Genomic DNA, 16,277 nt, shown 5'->3' with positions numbered 1-16,277 from the left:
AATTATGAAAAGGTATTTAGTCAGCAGGCGAACAAGATCGGGAACGTATGGCACTGACCAGAATAGGTGACTAATGAAATATTCATACAGAATGACAAAATATACTAATATCAATGAAAATGGCGATATTTGTTCTGATTATGATGAATGGACTAGCTTTTTTGATATTGGTCAAAAAGTAAAAAAATATGAATACGAACAGATTGAAAATCAATATATAGATTATGTGATTAACTTATGTGACTGTTTAGGCATCAAGTTTCTCAGAATCAAAGACCTAGAAGTAAATTTTGATAAAATTTCATACATTGATGGTGAATCTATAAATATCAATCAATTAAGAAGCGTAATTAAATCAATTTTAAGAGAAGATATATGGTGTAAACTCATATCAGATAAATGCGAATTTCATTTTGGATATGATTTTTATATGTATTTTGTATCAAAAATAGACCACAAAGAATGTATGGATGAAATAAATACTTTACTTACTGTACAAAAATATAGATCACCATATTTAGATTAATAATATCTAACATAACAAAAAAGCCGGAAAGATCCTAATGATCTCCCAGCTTTTTATCATCACCCCATCTGATAATCCTCACATCAACTCAATACAGTACTGACTGAGTTTGGCGTTGCTAAACCTACATGTGAAAGTTGCCAAATCACTGCATTTGGTACTATTGTAACGAGTGGTTAATATGAATTAATTAATTGAATTAGTAGGAAAATATTCAACTATAGTAGTTTAAATCCAAACAAATATGGAAAATGATAAACATTGATAAAAGAAAAATCAAAATAAATGGGAGCAAGGAATAAGCTGAATTGCATTTGATCACTTCTCCTGATAGGCATTGTTGCTTAAGAATATTTCATAATAATAATCAGTTAGCAGAATCAAATGATACCGATTATTTTTCATGCTTATAGATTTGAGAAACCAATTAAAAGATATAATTTTTCTTTGCAAAGGAGCAAAAATAAATGTGTTTCCATCTGCAATGCAGAGAGATATGGGTTTAGGTATAGGAGCTTATGAAACTAAATTAGGTCAGTATGGATTACCTGAAAATTAGGTTCATACATTTGATTTTAAAGATATTGATGTTTCCCCAGAAGAACAACGAAAATTTCATTATCAATGGCTTGAATCATTACGGAAAAATAACTGATTTATTAACGTAGATTAAGCCAAAGAGCTCCTCATGATCTTCCGGTTTATTGCTATACACTGGGCATAGAGCACAGTGCCATAGAGGTGATATTCGATCGTGGAATCAATTTATTAATTCCACGACACTATCAGCAATTAAAAAGTCTCACACGACGCTGGCGGGTTTCAGATCAGATTCTGTCATCAACATAATTTTGCCATAGCCGAAAGCAATTTGAACGGGTTTATCCAACAAACTGGTTTCTGTTAACCAGTCGCCCGCCAGATACAGCTCGCCATTGTCACGTACCCAATCGATGCCCTGCTTCGTATCATTTTCCACGGCGTGGAACAGGGCAGCCGGATCATCGTCAGGCTTCGCCAATGTCAACATCAGCCCGTTGTTATATTGCTGGATATGAAACAGAGCATTAGGCGTAAAGCCCATCTGTTGCAGATCTTCACCACTTAACACACATTCCGGTTTTGCAGTGTCTTCAGTAGAAAATTTAAGCTCCATAGGTTCCTTCTTTGTTGATGAATAAAATAAAATGCGAGTTGCTTCGCAAAAGAAAAATTTTGTCATTTAAGCACAAAACGCAGCGCATACAGATGGATTCAACATCATGTTTTAATTGATAAAAAATAGCATTATGAGTTTATCCCGGCAGCTTTTTACTTAATTTTCCGGGAAATTGCCGCAGCCAGAGTGCCACAGCGATATCATCCCATTCGCCTTCATTCAGGCTTTTTAAGCAGTACCACAGTTCATGAAAATTTTGGGCGGTGATAATCAAACAACCGGGCATCACTCTGATTTTTAACAGATCGTTAATGGAAAATCCGGCTTCCAATAGCCATTTTCCACTTAAGTTGATGGCCGGAGTCGTGCGGTTCACTCCCTTGGGGCGATAAACCACTTTCTGATAACGTTCCGGTTGGGAAATTTTGTAAATGCGGGTACCTGCAGTAGAATGCGTGTCAGCCATAATAACTACCTCCATTAGTTTTTGTGGTTAGCGGTTTTATCGTGTTCCACCACGGTAAAGCCGCGTCGAAATTTTCACCGCCACTCTATCCCCCACCCAAATAACATGCCACTGACAAAAATGACCTTTGCAAAGTGGCTCGCAAAATAACGACAGCGAATGTATTCCATTGCTATTGACTATCGGCTTGGAATAACAGACGCATACCCAGTATCCAGAGAGAGGTAAACCTAACAGACGTGTTATCCACCGTCATTTAGGTCAATGGAAAAGTGAACACAATTTGCACTATCATTCGCCTTGTAGTAATGTACCTATATAGCGAATTAAAGTAGGAGATACTTCCATGACCATCACGACCCTCTCCAGCCGGGAGCTGAACCAGGACGTTACCCGCGCGAAGAAAGCAACCAAGAACGGCCCCGTATTCATCACTGATCGCGGCAAACCGGCTCATGTGCTGTTGAGTATCGAGGAATACCGGCTGCTGACCAAACAGCATCGCAACATTGCCGATGCACTGGCGATGCCGGGCCTTGCGGATATTGAATTTGAGCCGCCACGCGTGACTATCGGTATCCGTCCGGCTGATTTTTCATGATGTACGTACTCGATACCAACGCGGTGTCCGAACTACGAAAAATTCGGGCAGGGAAAGCGGATCCGAACGTGGCGGCATGGGCTGAAAGCATTGATGCCGCCGACCTCTTTGTATCCGCCATCACCATCATGGAGTTAGAACTTGGCGTTTTGCTGATTGAGCGTAAGGACGCCGCACAAGGGGCCATACTGCGGGCATGGCTGGAGCAACATGTTTTACCGGAGTTCGCCGAACGGACATTGCCCGTCGATACAGCCATAGCACAACGCTGCGCCCGGTTGCACGTGCCCGACAGATGCAGCGATCGTGATGCGCTGATTGCGGCGACGGCGCTTGTGCATGGTATGACGGTCGTCACACGTAACGTAGCCGATTTTCAGTCTACAGGGGTGACAATCCTCAATCCGTGGGAATCGAATCCATAATAATGAGAGTCAGAAAACTGTCGTTATCGGGTTACTGTATGCGTCGCTTAAGCTCCTTCAGCATGTCATGCAATCTCTCAATGGCCTGCGCATTTTCCGCAATAGACTGCTTGTGACGCACGTCGGCTCGGGCCTGCTCATTGAGTTGCTCCTGTAAACGCCGCCCGGTTTCTGCGTCCAGAAAATGATCCTGACTGGCCTCCACTATCCAGCCGGTATCATTGGACGCAGCACCGCTGACCAGTGACGTCCACGCCGAGGCGTTACCCGATTTGTCCACCAGCCGTGCCCGGAAGTAGAGCCGCTCCCCAGCCGACAGCCCCTGCAAGGTGTGGGTGCGTTGCGGATAGGCAATATCGGCGAACTGCAGCGTGTCGTCATCCTCGCCGTTTTTGTTGTAGCCAATTTCTGTTTTCAACAGGACATCCGTCGGGTTGGCAAAGTCCCAGTCCAGCCGGATACCAAAAAGCAGCGACGTAGTGCGGAGAGACTGCGGTGCCGATGGCGTCCCTTTGCGGCTTCCCAGCAAGGTATCCTGCGTGTTCACCCAGATACTGGATATGGCGGCGGCATTCGTCGCCCTGACCCGCGCCTGATAGCATCCGTCATCGACGTTCGGTACTTCAAGACGCCGGGCGGTCGTCCGGGGAGCGGTTATCCAGTTGCCGTTGTCTTTGCGCCATTCGACTTCATAGGCCACGGCACTGTCGGCGGCGTCCCATGTGATCTGCAACGTGGTGGTGATAATGCCCTGATTGATCGCAGTATCACTGTCGATAAGGACATGCTTCGGTGCCGGCTGAACACTAGGCGGAAGAATGGTAACGGGACGTTCGTCAATGCGGATGTTTCTGTCGATAAGCGCATATTTGTCAGGGTCATGCTCAACTGCCGTAATGTCAAACGAGACACCGTCCTCTCCCGCTTTGATCCCCATCACCCTGAAGGGTTGCTCCACGCTATAGCGGGATTCAATGGCCCAGACGGCACCCACCTCAGGAATATCTGCATAGGCATAGCCACCGCTACTCACGGAGACCTCCTGCCCGTTGATCGCGGTAATGAGATCCTTTTCTGTTTTACCGGAAGGCAGGTTGACGACCAGCCAGTCTCCCGCTTTTGCCGATGGCACCCGATCCAACGTGAGCATATATCGCCTTGGCACGGTCTGAATACGCCCGCTCCGACCCGGCCCTGACAGCAGATTATCCGATATGCCGATAAGGTAACCCGGTAAGGGGATACGCCCCTCCAGCCCGACAGTAAAAGTGACGGTTCGGTCGTGTTCGTTGGTGTGCAATACCCATTTGCCACGCCGGATAGCTTCACTCTGGCGGGTACAACCGATGGCCGTGATGTCGGCCTGCCGGATACCATAGCGGCGTATCAGGCGGTGTTCAAACACCGGTTCAATCGCATCCTGATAGCCGTTCTGCGGATCGGACCAGCTCACCATGGCCGTGGAGTAATGGGTTTTCTCGCTGGCACTGGCATAGGTGAATTTTCCGTCACGCACATTGGCCCCCGTAAAGAGATAATCCCTGTCACGGGGCATATCCGCCAACACATTCATGTTGTTATTGGCCCAAAACGTCATTCCCCGAAAAATCCCCGCAATGTCACGCAACACCGCCCAGGCATCTTCTTGTGACTGAATATAAACATTGCAGGTAAACCGAGGCTCTTCACCGCCTTCACCATCCGGCACCGTCTGATCGCAATATTGTGCGATGCTATACAGATCCCATTTTGCCAGAGTCAGGTTTTCCGCTTTCACCCGGGTACCGATACTGAACCGATCATTGATCATCAGGTCATACAGCACCCATGCCGGATTGTCGCTCCATGACCATTGGAAGGTGCCATCCCAGCTACCGTAATAACGGCGACGTGCCGGGTCATAATTGGCGGGCACACGGATGATACGCATCTTGGGTTCGCAGGTGATTTGCGGGATGTTGCGAAACTGTTTGGCATCAAACTGAACAAATAACAGAGCCGTTTCCGGGTAGCTTAATTTGGCGTCGATCACCTCGGTAATGGCTTCTACCATCATCGCATCGGCGATCCGGTTACTGTTCTGTTTTGGCGTCAGCCGCCGAAGGCGCACCTGCCAGCCCGAATAGGCGGTGGGTAAATCCACCCGGTGGGAACGTTCATATTTGGTGGTGGTTTTGCCATCAACGGCGGTTTTCAGGATTTCCTTAAAAGCGCCACCATCGGTGGCGAGGTCAATGGCATATTCAATGCGATAGCCCACCGTGTCGCCATTGTCTTTTTGCTGCTGCAACTGGGGCCATGATAACCGCAGGCGGACCGCTGACAATTGGGTATTAGTGACCGTCGTCACCCACGAGCGGACCAGTTCGGCGCTGACGGTTCGGGCATTTTCGACCGCTGGCAGACCGGGGATATACGCCTGATGGGGTGTGCCGGGACGAAATTCCCATTTGACCCCTTCAAAATTGGGCGTACCGTCAGCGCCGATAAGCGGCGTGTTATCCAGAAAAATACGCTGACCATCCAGCTCACCCGCAAATTCCCCTTCACCGAGGGCAAGGAGGATTTTGGTGTAGGAAGTGGATTGCAGGGAATCCGGGGCTTCCACCGGCGTGCGCGGCTGCTGTCTGCCGCCTTTGTGACCTTGAATGGGCTGTTTTTCCATCTTTCATTCCCTGCCTATTATTGTTGGTCTTCCGCATAGATACCCGCTGAAATAATGGCTCCGCCAATACGCCGTCTGCCGTAGCCAATGGGGACCGGGTTACCCTGTGCAACGGTATTCACTGGTCCTCCGAACGCATAGGACGGTTTGTTGTCGGGATCTTCTCGCCGGGCCAGCCCGCCCGGCATCGGCGAGAGCATTTGCACCACGCCACCCAGCATCATACCTGCCCCGGACATCACCATCGGCGCACCAAACGGGGTCGCCCACAAAAATGCCCCGGCCACCACCATCACCGCGCCCAGAATGGTCTGGAAAACACCGGCGTTTTTGCTGCCGATAATCATCGGGGCAATGCGGATATCGTCCTGCCCGGAAAACACCAGTTCTTCCCGACTGATATTGCGTTTTCCGTTAAACACAGCAAAAGTCAGCCCCTGTTCTTTGGCGGTCAATAAAAAGCGTTCAAAGCCGTCAACCAGCACAGACAGCGCCCGGATCGCTTCCTGCGGGGTAGAAACCGCCAGTTGATGCACTCGCCCGAAGCGGGTACCGAGCACACCGTAAAGCCGCACGGTTCGTAATGTGTTCATGATGTGACTCCCTTCAACAAAAAATCCGCCGACGCGGATGAGTGACGTAAGGTGATGATGGTGCGTTCCTGCCAGTAGCCATGGTAGGGCTCCCGCTTACTGAGCTGCCCGTACAGATGGTGCAACATCAGGCCGTTACCCAGATAAACCCCAGCATGATTGGGTTCATTGGCCTGCACCTGCATAATGATCACATCCCCTGTTTGTAATTCACCCCAACACGCAATAAATCCGGCCGCGGCATACTGTTTCATATACAGATTTTCGCCCCGACTCCACCAGCCATCAGTGCGTTCAAAATCCGGCAGTTCAACCGTCCGCTCCAGTTTGTACCAGTCACGCACGATAGCGTAACAATCCCAGATACCGTGCACGAACGGGCGACCGATTAAGGGCCTAATGCCAGCCAGAGGCATCAGAGTACGGCTATCGCCTTCCGGCCACGAAACAATCACCCACGGGAGTTGTGACAGGTCACACTGGGCGATATCGAGCTGGCTCGGTTGTGTCGTCGCGTCGGGGTGACTGTGGACAATGGCAACAATCGCACCGTTATCTTCGGCTGCCGCATAATCCGCTGGATGAATACGGAACTGTTCCGAGGGTGATGGTGCAGTATTGCGACAGGGCACATAACGCTGCCGACAGCGATGTTGAATAACCAGCCCGCAACATTCATGCGGATAAGCCGCTTGGGCGTGTGCCATGATGGCGCGGGTCGTGGCTTTTCGCAGTATCGTCATGGTTACCGCCTTAACAACGCGGAGCCGGGAAACCCGCCAAACGGCAATTGTTCTGCATCACCAAAGCGTTTTTTACAGTCGCTCATTAATCCTCCACAGGCATCCGAGGCCGGATCATCGGTCGGCTTGCCCCGTTCAGTAAAATAACGGGAGTCGGTATAGCCACACGGTGACTGGCGATACTGCCCACGGATGCACCATGTACACAGGCTGTGAATTTGCCGGGTCGGGATTTTAATCCCCTGTAAATCGGCGGGGGAAGAGAGGGAAAACTGGATAGTTTCGTTATCTTCCTGAGTCTTGCTGTCGATGTAGAAAACATCGATTTTTTCCTGCGTCGGGTCGGCTTGCGGATTGCCGTCAGGGAAATTACGCGCATCCAGATAATGGGCAAAAGTCAGGCGGATTGTGACCCGCGCCTGTACCATGTTTTGATACGCCAGACACAAGGCACTGAGCGTGCCATCCAGATTGGCCACATTAAGGGTGGGTGTGACCGCCCGCCCATCGCCGGTTACTTCCAATCCTTCGATACTGACGGGCCACGGTTTGTATTCGATGCCCTGCCACCAAAGGGACTTCACCGATACAGAAACGCTATTTTCCAGTTCGGACTCGGTATACGGGATCGGGTGATGATGAAAGAACAAGATTGGCCCACCAAATGCCGAGCCATCGACAGTAAATAAGACAATTTTACTCCCCGGCTCAAGCCGTTGGAGTGTGGTATTGATAGTCATAATGAAATCGCTTACGGATGATAAATACGAGTGAAGGTCACGGAGAGGATGAAATAAGTGCCATGGGCCTGAACAGTGAATTTTCCCGCCTGATACAGCCCCAGTTCCGATAACGGATTACGCCATTTGAATGAGCGCCAGCCCTGATGCTCACGCAGAAAAGCGATAATCGGCTGGATGTCAGACCGTGCCCCGACAAAAGACAACGGCCAGCTTTCGCGCTGCGTGTTGATCCCATCGCCTGAAGTTTGTTTATAGCCATCTCCAAACTGGACAGCGCGTACAATCGGCTCAAACTCGCCACTCGCCCCCACTCTGGCCGGAAAATCAAAGGTTTTTATCATCATCGGCCTCCTTTAATCGCCGCACTGAGTTCCCCTCCCTGGCTGAGACTTTTATGCAGTAAAAATTTGAAACGCTGATCGACGTATTTCGCGATATCCTGCCCCGCAGATTCTGCACCACTCGAGGTTTTCGTGTCGTGAGTGCCCTCAGAGTGGATCACGATATGAACGGAGTTAAAGGTTTGGTTACCCGTACTGCCGATGGCCTGAACGCCCAGCTTACCGCCAGTCCCCCGTTTTAAGGGTAAAATCGCTTCCGGTCCGGCTTCTCCCATCACCCCGCCCCCTTTGGCAAACGCAAACAGGGTCGGTTGGCTGACCACCTGCCCGCTGTACTGACTTAAATCTGCCGATTGATAAACACCGCCTTTGGCATTAGGCAGGGGGATCGGGCTTTTCCAGACATCCGGGGTTATTGTAGTGCCAGAACCGATTGAAGATAGCCTGCCTCCGGCTGAGGATAATGCACTGGCGCCCATGTTACCCATCGCGCCACCAAAGAAACCGGAGATCGCTTTGGTGAGCAGTGCCTGCACCGCAATGCGAACTAAATCCTGAATGATGGATTGCGCCAATGATGCGGATAATTCCCGCATCGATTCCGAAAAGGATTTTGTTCCCGTCAACATGCCGGTTAAGGCGTTACCCGTGCGTTGCTCGACCACATCCAGCAGGTTCATCTGCATTTTCTGGAAATCCCCCTGTGAGGCGTATAAATCCCTGGCGGCAGCCCATTGTGCCTCTTTGGCACGATAAGCAGCGGCGGTCATTAACTGTTCATAACGTTCTTTACTGATAAGGCCATTGCGGTAATAGGTATCGTAAAGTGCCGTTTGTTCGGTAAGCTGATTTTGCAGTTGCACAACCGGATCAACCTCCCCAGCCATATCCAGACGCGGAGCCGAAATTTGTTTTGCCTGTTCCGCTAATTTGTCTTTCACCGACGTTTGATACAGCATTTTACTGGCGGACAGATATTCCTGTTCGGTCAATAACCGTTCGCTGTACAGCGCTTTCAGTTCTGCGCTGGCATCTCTTTCCTGCCGGAGCAATGCGGCTGCCGGGGAATATTTTTCTGCCAGTTCCAGCCGCTGTTTTTGGTGATTTTCAGCATTGAGGGTTGTTAAACGTTGAAGCTCACTGTCCGAAGCGATACCCGATTTGCCGACGTCTTGGATTTTACCTTGCATCTCTTTTTCGCTGAGCCGGATGCGATCCAGGCTGGTGGCATGGGACTGCTCAATCTCCTTGCGTAACTGCTGGTAGAGATGAAGCGATTGTTTACTTTGTTTATCCTCGTTCGTGAGATCCTGACCTGTCCATGGATTTCCTGTGCCGTGCTCCGTGGAGTTTGACGGCTCCGGCGAGGGCTGGTCAAAGAGACCGGCGGCCGAGGTTGCCTGTAGGTTTTTCTTTCTGGCGGTTTTCTTTTCTATTCCTTTGAGAATATCTTCTCGTCGACTGAGTAAGACCCGGCCTTGCTTTTCAACTTCTTTGGGGTCTTCATAAAGAAAACGTAAGAACCCTTTTTGGCGATTTTCTAAGTGCTTGATACGGGTTTGAGAATACCGTTCCAGTTGGCTATCAATCTGCCTGAGTTCTGCTTTCAGATGGTTGATATCATCGTCAGTCTTATCCAGCTCGACTTCCACCTTAATGCTGGAAAGCCGTTGCAGTTCAGCCACAGTTTCAACGGTTTCATCCTTTAAGTGCCTTAATCCCTCTCTGGCTTGGACGCTGGCGTTATATAACCCATACAGAGCAGAACCCGCCAGCATGGCTGCACCAAATGGCCCACCCATCATGGCAAGCGCGCCACGGGCAAATCCTCCAGCGGCAGATAATGCCCGATAGGAATAAGACAGCCGACGGTTAGCTGCTTCAAGTTGTCCTGTTGCCTGTGTTTGCAATTTAAGGGCTTCGGTTTCCTGCCGGATCAGGGTGCTTTTTTCTTTCGAATAATTGATGGAAAGGCCGTGCAAACGATTGGTTCTTTCCAGATATTGAATGTGCCTGCCCTGAACTTCTGTTGAACGCAGCGTGGCATTGGTCTGTTCAAGGGTGCGTTTGGCGGTTTCAGCCTGCTGTTTTGCCGCATCTCGAGCCGTTTTTTCGGTGGATCGCCATGCTGTCATATTTTCACGCAATCCCACGGTCAGCTTGGTGGCGACCACCGGAATGAGCGTATGCAATGCCACACTGGCCACCCAATTAAAATTCTCGGACAGCGCATTAATCGCCGTGGTTGCTCCCTGCACGCCAGTACGTAATGGACCATCGGCACTTTGCCCGATTTTCACCGCCATCCCTTCAAAGGCGTGGGTCAGCACATCCAAATCAGCACCGAGGTTATTCGCCCGTGCACTGGCTTGCTCATAAGCGACCTGCGTCCCGGTCAGGGCTTGGGTCAGTGCTTCCAGTTTTTCCCGCCCGGTGACCAGATTTGACGCGGCACTGACATTCGCCCGACCGAATAATTTTACTGCCTGTGCAGTCGAGAGGTTTTTGCCGGCTAAATATTCCAGTGCCGACGACAGCCCTACGACCGAGGGTTTCAGATTCTTATCAGTGGAGCGTTCCAGTGCCAATATCACGTTACGAATCGCCGTGCCTGCCTCGCCGCCTTTGATGCCCCGCTCTGCCAGTATCTGAATAGCAGCACCCAGCTCCTCAAAGCTGATCCCCGACTGTGCTGCGACCGTTCCCCCATTTTTAATCGCCTGCGCCGTTTCGTTAATTTCGGAAGCCCCGTATTTCGCCCCGGCTGCCAGTACGTTAACAAAACGGTCAGCCTGTGCGGCACTCGCCCCGAACTGGTTGAGCGATAATGCCAGTGCACGGGTGGCATCAGGCAGATCAATGCCGGATGCCTGCGCCAGTATCACCGCTTTTTCGGTTGCTAATGTCAACGCCTCCGTGCTGTTCAACAATTCTGGTTTGGCTGAGGCCATCAACTTGAAGGCATCCGCAATCCGGGTGGCGCCAAACTCCGTGGTACGCCCGATCCGTTGGGCATTTTCATCCAGTTTCTTTAATTGCTCGCCTGTTGCGCCGGTAATGGCGGACAGATCAGACAGCGCCTGTCCGTATTGACGGGTATGGGAGATAATCGTATTCAGTGAAAAGCCCGTGCCTGCCAGTAATGCCAGTTGCCCGGACACAAATTTGATGTGTGACGCCAGCGAACTGTAAGTCTGTTTCAGCTTTTTGGCATCTGCTGCTGACTTATCGGTAAAGAGTTGTGATTCCTGCCCGGCATAACGGTAGGCATCCCTAATGTGGGATTTAAACGAAGTAGCGTTAACCAGCAAGCCGACCGTCAACGTAGATAAATTAGCCATAAATTAACCTAATAATTTCATCACGGCATCACACTGCGCTTTCACCGTAACACGGGGAACTGATGCAGGAACGACAGGCACACTGTCAGGGGATTTGCGATTTTTCAGCCGATAGTACGCCTGCCACTCATTGAGTGTGGACGCAGGCAAGGACAGGATGCGATAAGGGTCGATTTCGCCGAGCTGTTCAGCTAAGTTGAACGCAAAATGCAGCCACGGCGAGCGGGTTAGTTTTTTTCGGCCTCCTCCAGCGTACCTATGGAATGGCGTTTTACGGTCTGAATAGCGTCAATCAAGGTGGCGTTATCATGGATAGCCATCAATTCTTCTGCTGTGGGCAGGTCATTCGCCGGGATCGGTTTACCTTTGTCATCCACCAGACAATCCAACACCATCTGGATATTCAGGCGGGAGGCTTCACGCCCATCTCCCGCTTCACTGAATTTTTCGGCTTTTTCTTCCACATCTAAGAGTTCCAGCGCGGTCATTCGGCGCAGATTAACGTTAATGCCAAACAGTTCAACCGCTTTAATCTGCGGGCGCGGGGTGAGTAAAGCCGCTTTCAATGCGTTCATTGGGTCACTCCTGTTTTCTTGTCCGCGATACCCCAGACAAGGTTGTTTTGTTTGCCTTTGACGGTGATTTGAATCACTTCACTCGCCGGCGCGTTAATGTCGTTCATTTCCCAGCCGGACAGCGCCAGTATCATCGTGGCGGTACGTTGATTCGGCAGAGCAAGATAAAACTGCACCGTTTCGTGCTGTTCCGCCGCATTCAGGAAAGAGACAAAATCTGCGTTCGTCGGGTCATCGATAAAGCCGAGGGATTTTTCCGGGCCTTCCGGCATATCAGAGATAAACTGTTTATTCGTATCCACCAAGGTGGTGCAATCGACAAAACTGCCCGTCAGTCCCGTGGCCCCCAGTGCTTTGCAATTGATGAGGGGTTTCATCTGCGCCACGCTGTCGCCGGGTTTGCCGAACTTGACCAAGGTCCCTGCCGGCAAGACGGCATATTCCGGTGAGGAGGTTGCCATAAAATTAACTCCTGTCTTATTGGCTGTAATCGGCCAGTGCATCACGAATTTCCTGTGTGAGCACCTTGATAACAGCGGTTTTGTTGTAATCCAGCGCCGGACGGATAAACGGTCTCGCTACCTGTTTGACCGTCCCCATTTCCTGCGCCAGGGCTTTTATTCGGTGGGCTTTCGCCGGGCCAACCGTGATCATCACGCCGCCCGAATATTTCGTCGATTTTGTCGTGCGAATGTGAATATTGTCCCGCAAATGCGCGGTGTGACTGTGCTTGTCGTAACCGGCATGGGCCTGCATATCTTCCTGTACAATCTGCATCGCCTTTTTACCGGCTTTTCGCATGATGTCGGTCTGAAGAGCGGTATCCAGTGCCTGCAATTGACGCCCCAGCGAGGCCCATCCCGTTGTGTGTGCCGTAATCATGCCAACTTCTCCGTGTAAGTGATGATAAAGTCCCGTGTGATACGGTAACGCTTGCGGTTTTCGGTCAACTCTTCTGCCTCTTGCTGCAACATCCCGCGTGAAACGGTTTGCACCGGATAACGACCAAGCAGGCCATGCTGCACGGCTTCCCACGCAGAACGAATTTTTGCTTCCAGTCGCAGCGCTTGGGTGTAATCGTTCAGCACCATAATGCTGATTTGGAAACGGGCTTCAATTAATAACGAATCCACCAGCCCGACCGTCAAGCGGGGATCGCTGATGCGCTGATAAGTCACGCCCTCTAATACCGTCGACGGCAAGATCAGCGGGTAAACCGGCAGGTTTGTTAACCGTTCTAAATCGGCTTTCAGTTCAGGTTCAATCATGATGTCCATCGGCCTCGGTGGTTATTATCGTGCGGTCAGCACGATTACGGTCAACAGCACGCACCGTGAACCGCCGTGCCTGATGTTCAATCAGCCAGCCCGGTGCAATATCTGTACGGGGTCTGACGGTAAATTGCTGTACCTCGATCACCTGCTGTTGCCCGGCAGTACGGATCTTGCGGTTGGATACCGCTTCGACTTTTGCCCAAACGGTAGCAACATCACTGTGGCTGACCGTTTCTGAACCCAGTTCGTCCCGATGGATAACCGGGCGAAGTAACCGGATGCGATGGCGCAATTCTCCCGCTTTCATGGCGCAGTCCTCCTATAAAGGAATAAAACGGTAGGGTTCCAGCAATGCCTGAAAGCCCAGCGGCAGTGACTGGGCATCCCGATTGTCGTACCAGAATCCCACCGTCAGCATAATTGCCAGCGTGATATCTTCCGTGACCAACAGACCATCAGGATCGGTATCCGGTACGGCATCCTCATATAAACGGCGATTCAGGTAACTCTCCGCGCGTTTGATGGCGGCGCGGGAATAGGTATCGAGTAAGTCATCTTCGGCGTGATTATCGCTATCAATGCGACATTGCTGCCGCAGCAGCTTAAGGGGAGGAAAAGGCATGTATTCTCCTGATAATTATGCCTTCCCTTCTGCGGCTTTCAGCAATTTCACCGCGTTGCTGTCCACCAGCAGGGAACCCACCCGTTTGGTGGTGTAAAAGTGAATAAACGGTTTATGGGTGTACGGATCACGCAACATACGCACACCAAGACGATCCAAAATGGTGTAGCAGCGTTTGAAGTTACCGAATGCCACCGGCACGCCCCCTGCTTCCAAATCGGCAAACTGTTCATTCTCGGCAATACCGTAGCCCAGCAGTGCAGAAGGTTGCCCCAGTTGCAGGCCCGGCTGCCACAGGTAATTGCCCTGACTGTCTTTTAAGGTGCGGACCTGAAACAGCAGATTGTTGTTCATCATAAATTTCGCGCCGGTGCGGTACGGTTTACGCAGGGTGTAGATCAACTGCATAATTTCATCGGCGGTAACTTCGGTCGGCTTTTTCAGCAACAAGTGTTGCAATGTGCCCCATTTTCGGGCTTTGTCTTCCTGCGCATCACTGCCGTAGGCCAGTAAGCCTTTCGGTTTGTTTTTGCCGTCACCGTGGGTAAACGCGCTTTCTTCCTGCTCGGCAAATTCCTGCGTCAGTTCCGACGAGATAAAGGCGTCCACATTGAAAAACGCATCATCCAGCATAGTCTGGGTCGCTGCCGGGTTACCATAAATCTCGCCCCACGTCGGTTCGATCGGCGTCAGTTTGGGCGTTTTCGTTTCCGGGCGCTCATCGGTTTCACCTACCCAGCCGCTGTTCACGCCACCCTGATTGATCAGTCGCTTGAAGTTCGGGTTGCCAACCGAAACCACATTGCACTCGGTGCGCATCACCACTTCCTCTTTCAGGGCGCTGATGATATTGCGATCCAGTTCCTCCGGTACGGCATAGCCGCCATCCGGATAGACTGTGGTCTGCATCGCTTTTTGCTCCAACTCTGCCAGCCCGTCTTCTTTTCCCTTGCGGATAAACTGGGAAAATGCCGCTTTATGCTCACTGACAGCCGGTGCACTGCTGCCACCCGCCGGGCGTTTCAGCGCCGTCAGCTCTGCTTCCAGCGCGGTTTTCAGCAAATCCAGCTCACTGAGTTTGCCATTCAGGGTATCCACCTGCTCGGACAACTTGCCTTTCTGAGCCTCAATGGCCTCGATACGCTGATCGTTCTTCTGTTTAAACTCATCGAAACGCTGCTGAATTTCCTGCGCAACCTGTTGTACGTCTTTCACTTCAATCGGCATAAAACACTCCGGTTAGTTAAAATGTAATGATTTCAGGGCAGTCAATGCCGACATGGTTTCCGCATCACGTAAAGACAAGGCACTGTAGCCCTCCGCCATAAACGCGTTAGCCTGAGTATGGGAGAGTCCAACATCGCGCAGAACCCGTTCAATACGGCGGGGATTAGGGATATCCCCCCGGGCAAAGGCCGATTTGACGTTGCTCACCCGGGCATCCTCGTTGGCGGGAAAGGTCACCAGACTGACTTCCCATAAATCGAGCTCTTTCAGTAAAAACGCCTGTTTTGTCCGGTCATATTCCCCGTCTTTCAGGGTGTAGCCGATGGACAGACCGGAGAGTGAACCCGCTTTCATATGGGCGTGCGCCCGTTTTGCCAGCGGATCAGCCTCAATCAGCAATCGCCCTTTGAGATACAGCCCGGTCTCGTCTTCTTTCATGTCGGTATAAATCCCGATGGGTTCATCCATGCGGTGCTGCCAGAGCAACGCAGGCAGGCCGCCTTTTTCACCCCAGTGTTTCAGCGTCTTGGCAAACGCACCGGGTAAAACAATGTCGTCGGCACTGTCTTTGAGTCCGAACACCGAGCCATAGCCCTCAAACTCGCCGGCATCGCTGACCGACTTGATTTTCAGGGGCATATCAAGCCGTTGTTTGGTGATCATCGGCATGAGGTTTTTCCTCCGTTTGGGATTGTTTGGTCGCATTCTCCGGGTTGGTCGTCATATTCATCGGCGTCAGATAAATATCACCGCCCTCGCGAGGATTCAGTTCTTCCAGCTCCCGGCATTCATTCGGCGCATAAATGCCCCAGTTAATACCGGTGGCGTAGGCTTCAAAGCGGGATTTCATATCGCCACGCAACAGAGCACCAGTATTAAATTTGGCGTAGAATCGCCCCTGTTTAGCAGTGTTGACCAGCCCGGCATTGATACGCTGTTCAATGCGGGTGAGGTAAGGCACCAGCGAGTAATTAAT

At 50.9% G+C, this 16,277-nt stretch carries 21 protein-coding genes; 3 read left to right on the top strand and 18 right to left on the bottom strand.

The window, feature by feature from the left end:
- The first annotated feature begins 73 nt into the window (after nucleotides 1-73).
- Entirely contained in the window at nucleotides 74-526 is a 453-nt protein-coding gene (locus AAC147_RS02585) for a hypothetical protein (protein WP_047685474.1), read from the top strand.
- An 802-nt stretch (nucleotides 527-1,328) separates the two neighbouring features.
- On the opposite strand, the gene AAC147_RS02580 is transcribed toward AAC147_RS02585, so the two are convergent.
- A complete protein-coding gene (locus AAC147_RS02580) occupies nucleotides 1,329-1,682 on the bottom strand; it encodes a type I addiction module toxin, SymE family (RefSeq protein WP_047685471.1) in 354 nt (117 codons plus the stop codon).
- Between the two features lie 139 nt (nucleotides 1,683-1,821).
- The gene (locus AAC147_RS02575) at nucleotides 1,822-2,151 is read right to left on the bottom strand and encodes a SymE family type I addiction module toxin (protein WP_047685468.1); all 330 of its coding nucleotides are present in this window, start codon (nucleotides 2,149-2,151) and stop codon (nucleotides 1,822-1,824) included.
- 346 nt (nucleotides 2,152-2,497) lie between these two features.
- Between AAC147_RS02575 and AAC147_RS02570 the strand changes: the two genes are divergently transcribed.
- Together AAC147_RS02570 and AAC147_RS02565 are read left to right on the top strand one after the other, a co-directional pair.
- The gene (locus AAC147_RS02570) at nucleotides 2,498-2,752 is read left to right on the top strand and encodes a type II toxin-antitoxin system Phd/YefM family antitoxin (protein ID WP_047685465.1); all 255 of its coding nucleotides are present in this window, start codon (nucleotides 2,498-2,500) and stop codon (nucleotides 2,750-2,752) included.
- Nucleotides 2,752-3,177 (top strand): type II toxin-antitoxin system VapC family toxin, encoded by a 426-nt coding sequence (locus tag AAC147_RS02565; protein ID WP_047685485.1) that lies wholly within the window; start codon nucleotides 2,752-2,754, stop codon nucleotides 3,175-3,177. Before AAC147_RS02570 ends, AAC147_RS02565 begins: the two co-directional genes overlap by 1 nt.
- Before the next feature lie 31 nt (nucleotides 3,178-3,208).
- Here the strand turns inward: AAC147_RS02565 and AAC147_RS02560 are convergent, their stop codons facing one another.
- The 16 genes from AAC147_RS02560 to AAC147_RS02485 all read right to left on the bottom strand — a co-directional run.
- Nucleotides 3,209-5,842 (bottom strand): host specificity protein J, encoded by a 2,634-nt coding sequence (locus AAC147_RS02560; RefSeq protein ID WP_047685462.1) that lies wholly within the window; start codon nucleotides 5,840-5,842, stop codon nucleotides 3,209-3,211.
- Between the two features lie 17 nt (nucleotides 5,843-5,859).
- The gene (locus AAC147_RS02555) at nucleotides 5,860-6,435 is read right to left on the bottom strand and encodes a tail assembly protein (RefSeq protein ID WP_047685460.1); all 576 of its coding nucleotides are present in this window, start codon (nucleotides 6,433-6,435) and stop codon (nucleotides 5,860-5,862) included.
- Nucleotides 6,432-7,178, bottom strand: a complete 747-nt coding sequence (locus AAC147_RS02550) for a C40 family peptidase (protein WP_156115426.1) — start codon at nucleotides 7,176-7,178, stop codon at nucleotides 6,432-6,434. The genes AAC147_RS02555 and AAC147_RS02550 overlap by 4 nt, the downstream gene beginning before the upstream one ends.
- A gap of 2 nt (nucleotides 7,179-7,180) precedes the next feature.
- A complete protein-coding gene (locus AAC147_RS02545; protein WP_047685458.1) occupies nucleotides 7,181-7,918 on the bottom strand; it encodes a phage minor tail protein L in 738 nt (245 codons plus the stop codon).
- A gap of 11 nt (nucleotides 7,919-7,929) precedes the next feature.
- Complete coding sequence (locus AAC147_RS02540) at nucleotides 7,930-8,262, bottom strand: phage tail protein (protein WP_052189775.1); 333 nt, start codon at nucleotides 8,260-8,262, stop codon at nucleotides 7,930-7,932.
- Nucleotides 8,262-11,603, bottom strand: coding sequence for a phage tail tape measure protein (locus AAC147_RS02535; protein ID WP_047685454.1), 3,342 nt, complete (start codon nucleotides 11,601-11,603; stop codon nucleotides 8,262-8,264). Before AAC147_RS02535 ends, AAC147_RS02540 begins: the two co-directional genes overlap by 1 nt.
- Before the next feature lie 3 nt (nucleotides 11,604-11,606).
- Nucleotides 11,607-11,753: a hypothetical protein gene (locus tag AAC147_RS02530; RefSeq protein ID WP_231571572.1), complete on the bottom strand. Its 147-nt coding sequence runs from the start codon at nucleotides 11,751-11,753 to the stop codon at nucleotides 11,607-11,609.
- Between the two features lie 77 nt (nucleotides 11,754-11,830).
- Nucleotides 11,831-12,178: a phage tail protein gene (locus AAC147_RS02525; RefSeq protein WP_047685451.1), complete on the bottom strand. Its 348-nt coding sequence runs from the start codon at nucleotides 12,176-12,178 to the stop codon at nucleotides 11,831-11,833.
- Nucleotides 12,175-12,639 carry a major tail shaft subunit gene (locus AAC147_RS02520; RefSeq protein WP_047685480.1) on the bottom strand — a complete coding sequence of 155 codons (465 nt, stop codon included), beginning with the start codon at nucleotides 12,637-12,639 and terminating at the stop codon, nucleotides 12,175-12,177. The genes AAC147_RS02525 and AAC147_RS02520 overlap by 4 nt, the downstream gene beginning before the upstream one ends.
- Nucleotides 12,640-12,655: 16 nt before the next feature.
- Entirely contained in the window at nucleotides 12,656-13,060 is a 405-nt protein-coding gene (locus tag AAC147_RS02515; RefSeq protein WP_047685448.1) for an HK97-gp10 family putative phage morphogenesis protein, read from the bottom strand.
- Nucleotides 13,057-13,380, bottom strand: a complete 324-nt coding sequence (locus AAC147_RS02510; RefSeq protein ID WP_338114368.1) for a hypothetical protein — start codon at nucleotides 13,378-13,380, stop codon at nucleotides 13,057-13,059. The genes AAC147_RS02515 and AAC147_RS02510 overlap by 4 nt, the downstream gene beginning before the upstream one ends.
- 58 nt (nucleotides 13,381-13,438) lie before the next feature.
- The gene (locus AAC147_RS02505; protein WP_047685444.1) at nucleotides 13,439-13,759 is read right to left on the bottom strand and encodes a phage head closure protein; all 321 of its coding nucleotides are present in this window, start codon (nucleotides 13,757-13,759) and stop codon (nucleotides 13,439-13,441) included.
- A gap of 12 nt (nucleotides 13,760-13,771) precedes the next feature.
- Nucleotides 13,772-14,074 (bottom strand): head-tail connector protein, encoded by a 303-nt coding sequence (locus AAC147_RS02500; protein WP_047685441.1) that lies wholly within the window; start codon nucleotides 14,072-14,074, stop codon nucleotides 13,772-13,774.
- 15 nt (nucleotides 14,075-14,089) lie between these two features.
- Nucleotides 14,090-15,301: a phage major capsid protein gene (locus AAC147_RS02495; RefSeq protein WP_047685438.1), complete on the bottom strand. Its 1,212-nt coding sequence runs from the start codon at nucleotides 15,299-15,301 to the stop codon at nucleotides 14,090-14,092.
- A gap of 12 nt (nucleotides 15,302-15,313) precedes the next feature.
- On the bottom strand, nucleotides 15,314-15,964 hold the full coding sequence (locus AAC147_RS02490) for an HK97 family phage prohead protease (RefSeq protein ID WP_047685477.1): 651 nt from the start codon (nucleotides 15,962-15,964) through the stop codon (nucleotides 15,314-15,316).
- On the bottom strand, nucleotides 15,942-16,277 hold a 336-nt coding region (locus tag AAC147_RS02485), incomplete at its 5' end, for a phage portal protein (protein ID WP_047685435.1). The genes AAC147_RS02485 and AAC147_RS02490, both read right to left, overlap by 23 nt.

The organism is Xenorhabdus sp. NBAII XenSa04, assembly GCF_963866145.1.
GTDB lineage: Bacteria > Pseudomonadota > Gammaproteobacteria > Enterobacterales > Enterobacteriaceae > Xenorhabdus > Xenorhabdus indica.
This window is presented reverse-complemented; position numbering and strand designations above follow the sequence as displayed.

Bases quoted from the DNA above. Each gene is read 5' to 3' on its own strand.
- AAC147_RS02540 (WP_052189775.1), bottom strand. From the start codon at position 8,262: ATGATAAAAACCTTTGATTTTCCGGCCAGAGTGGGGGCGAGTGGCGAG.
- AAC147_RS02515 (WP_047685448.1), bottom strand. From the start codon at position 13,060: ATGATTACGGCACACACAACGGGATGGGCCTCGCTGGGGCGTCAATTG.
- AAC147_RS02580 (WP_047685471.1), bottom strand. From the start codon at position 1,682: ATGGAGCTTAAATTTTCTACTGAAGACACTGCAAAACCGGAATGTGTG.
- AAC147_RS02495 (WP_047685438.1), bottom strand. From the start codon at position 15,301: ATGCCGATTGAAGTGAAAGACGTACAACAGGTTGCGCAGGAAATTCAG.
- AAC147_RS02570 (WP_047685465.1), top strand. From the start codon at position 2,498: ATGACCATCACGACCCTCTCCAGCCGGGAGCTGAACCAGGACGTTACC.
- AAC147_RS02560 (WP_047685462.1), bottom strand. From the start codon at position 5,842: ATGGAAAAACAGCCCATTCAAGGTCACAAAGGCGGCAGACAGCAGCCG.
- AAC147_RS02505 (WP_047685444.1), bottom strand. From the start codon at position 13,759: ATGAAAGCGGGAGAATTGCGCCATCGCATCCGGTTACTTCGCCCGGTT.
- AAC147_RS02550 (WP_156115426.1), bottom strand. From the start codon at position 7,178: ATGACGATACTGCGAAAAGCCACGACCCGCGCCATCATGGCACACGCC.
- AAC147_RS02565 (WP_047685485.1), top strand. From the start codon at position 2,752: ATGTACGTACTCGATACCAACGCGGTGTCCGAACTACGAAAAATTCGG.
- AAC147_RS02585 (WP_047685474.1), top strand. From the start codon at position 74: ATGAAATATTCATACAGAATGACAAAATATACTAATATCAATGAAAAT.
- AAC147_RS02490 (WP_047685477.1), bottom strand. From the start codon at position 15,964: ATGATCACCAAACAACGGCTTGATATGCCCCTGAAAATCAAGTCGGTC.
- AAC147_RS02535 (WP_047685454.1), bottom strand. From the start codon at position 11,603: ATGGCTAATTTATCTACGTTGACGGTCGGCTTGCTGGTTAACGCTACT.
- AAC147_RS02525 (WP_047685451.1), bottom strand. From the start codon at position 12,178: ATGAACGCATTGAAAGCGGCTTTACTCACCCCGCGCCCGCAGATTAAA.
- AAC147_RS02555 (WP_047685460.1), bottom strand. From the start codon at position 6,435: ATGAACACATTACGAACCGTGCGGCTTTACGGTGTGCTCGGTACCCGC.
- AAC147_RS02575 (WP_047685468.1), bottom strand. From the start codon at position 2,151: ATGGCTGACACGCATTCTACTGCAGGTACCCGCATTTACAAAATTTCC.
- AAC147_RS02545 (WP_047685458.1), bottom strand. From the start codon at position 7,918: ATGACTATCAATACCACACTCCAACGGCTTGAGCCGGGGAGTAAAATT.
- AAC147_RS02520 (WP_047685480.1), bottom strand. From the start codon at position 12,639: ATGGCAACCTCCTCACCGGAATATGCCGTCTTGCCGGCAGGGACCTTG.
- AAC147_RS02500 (WP_047685441.1), bottom strand. From the start codon at position 14,074: ATGCCTTTTCCTCCCCTTAAGCTGCTGCGGCAGCAATGTCGCATTGAT.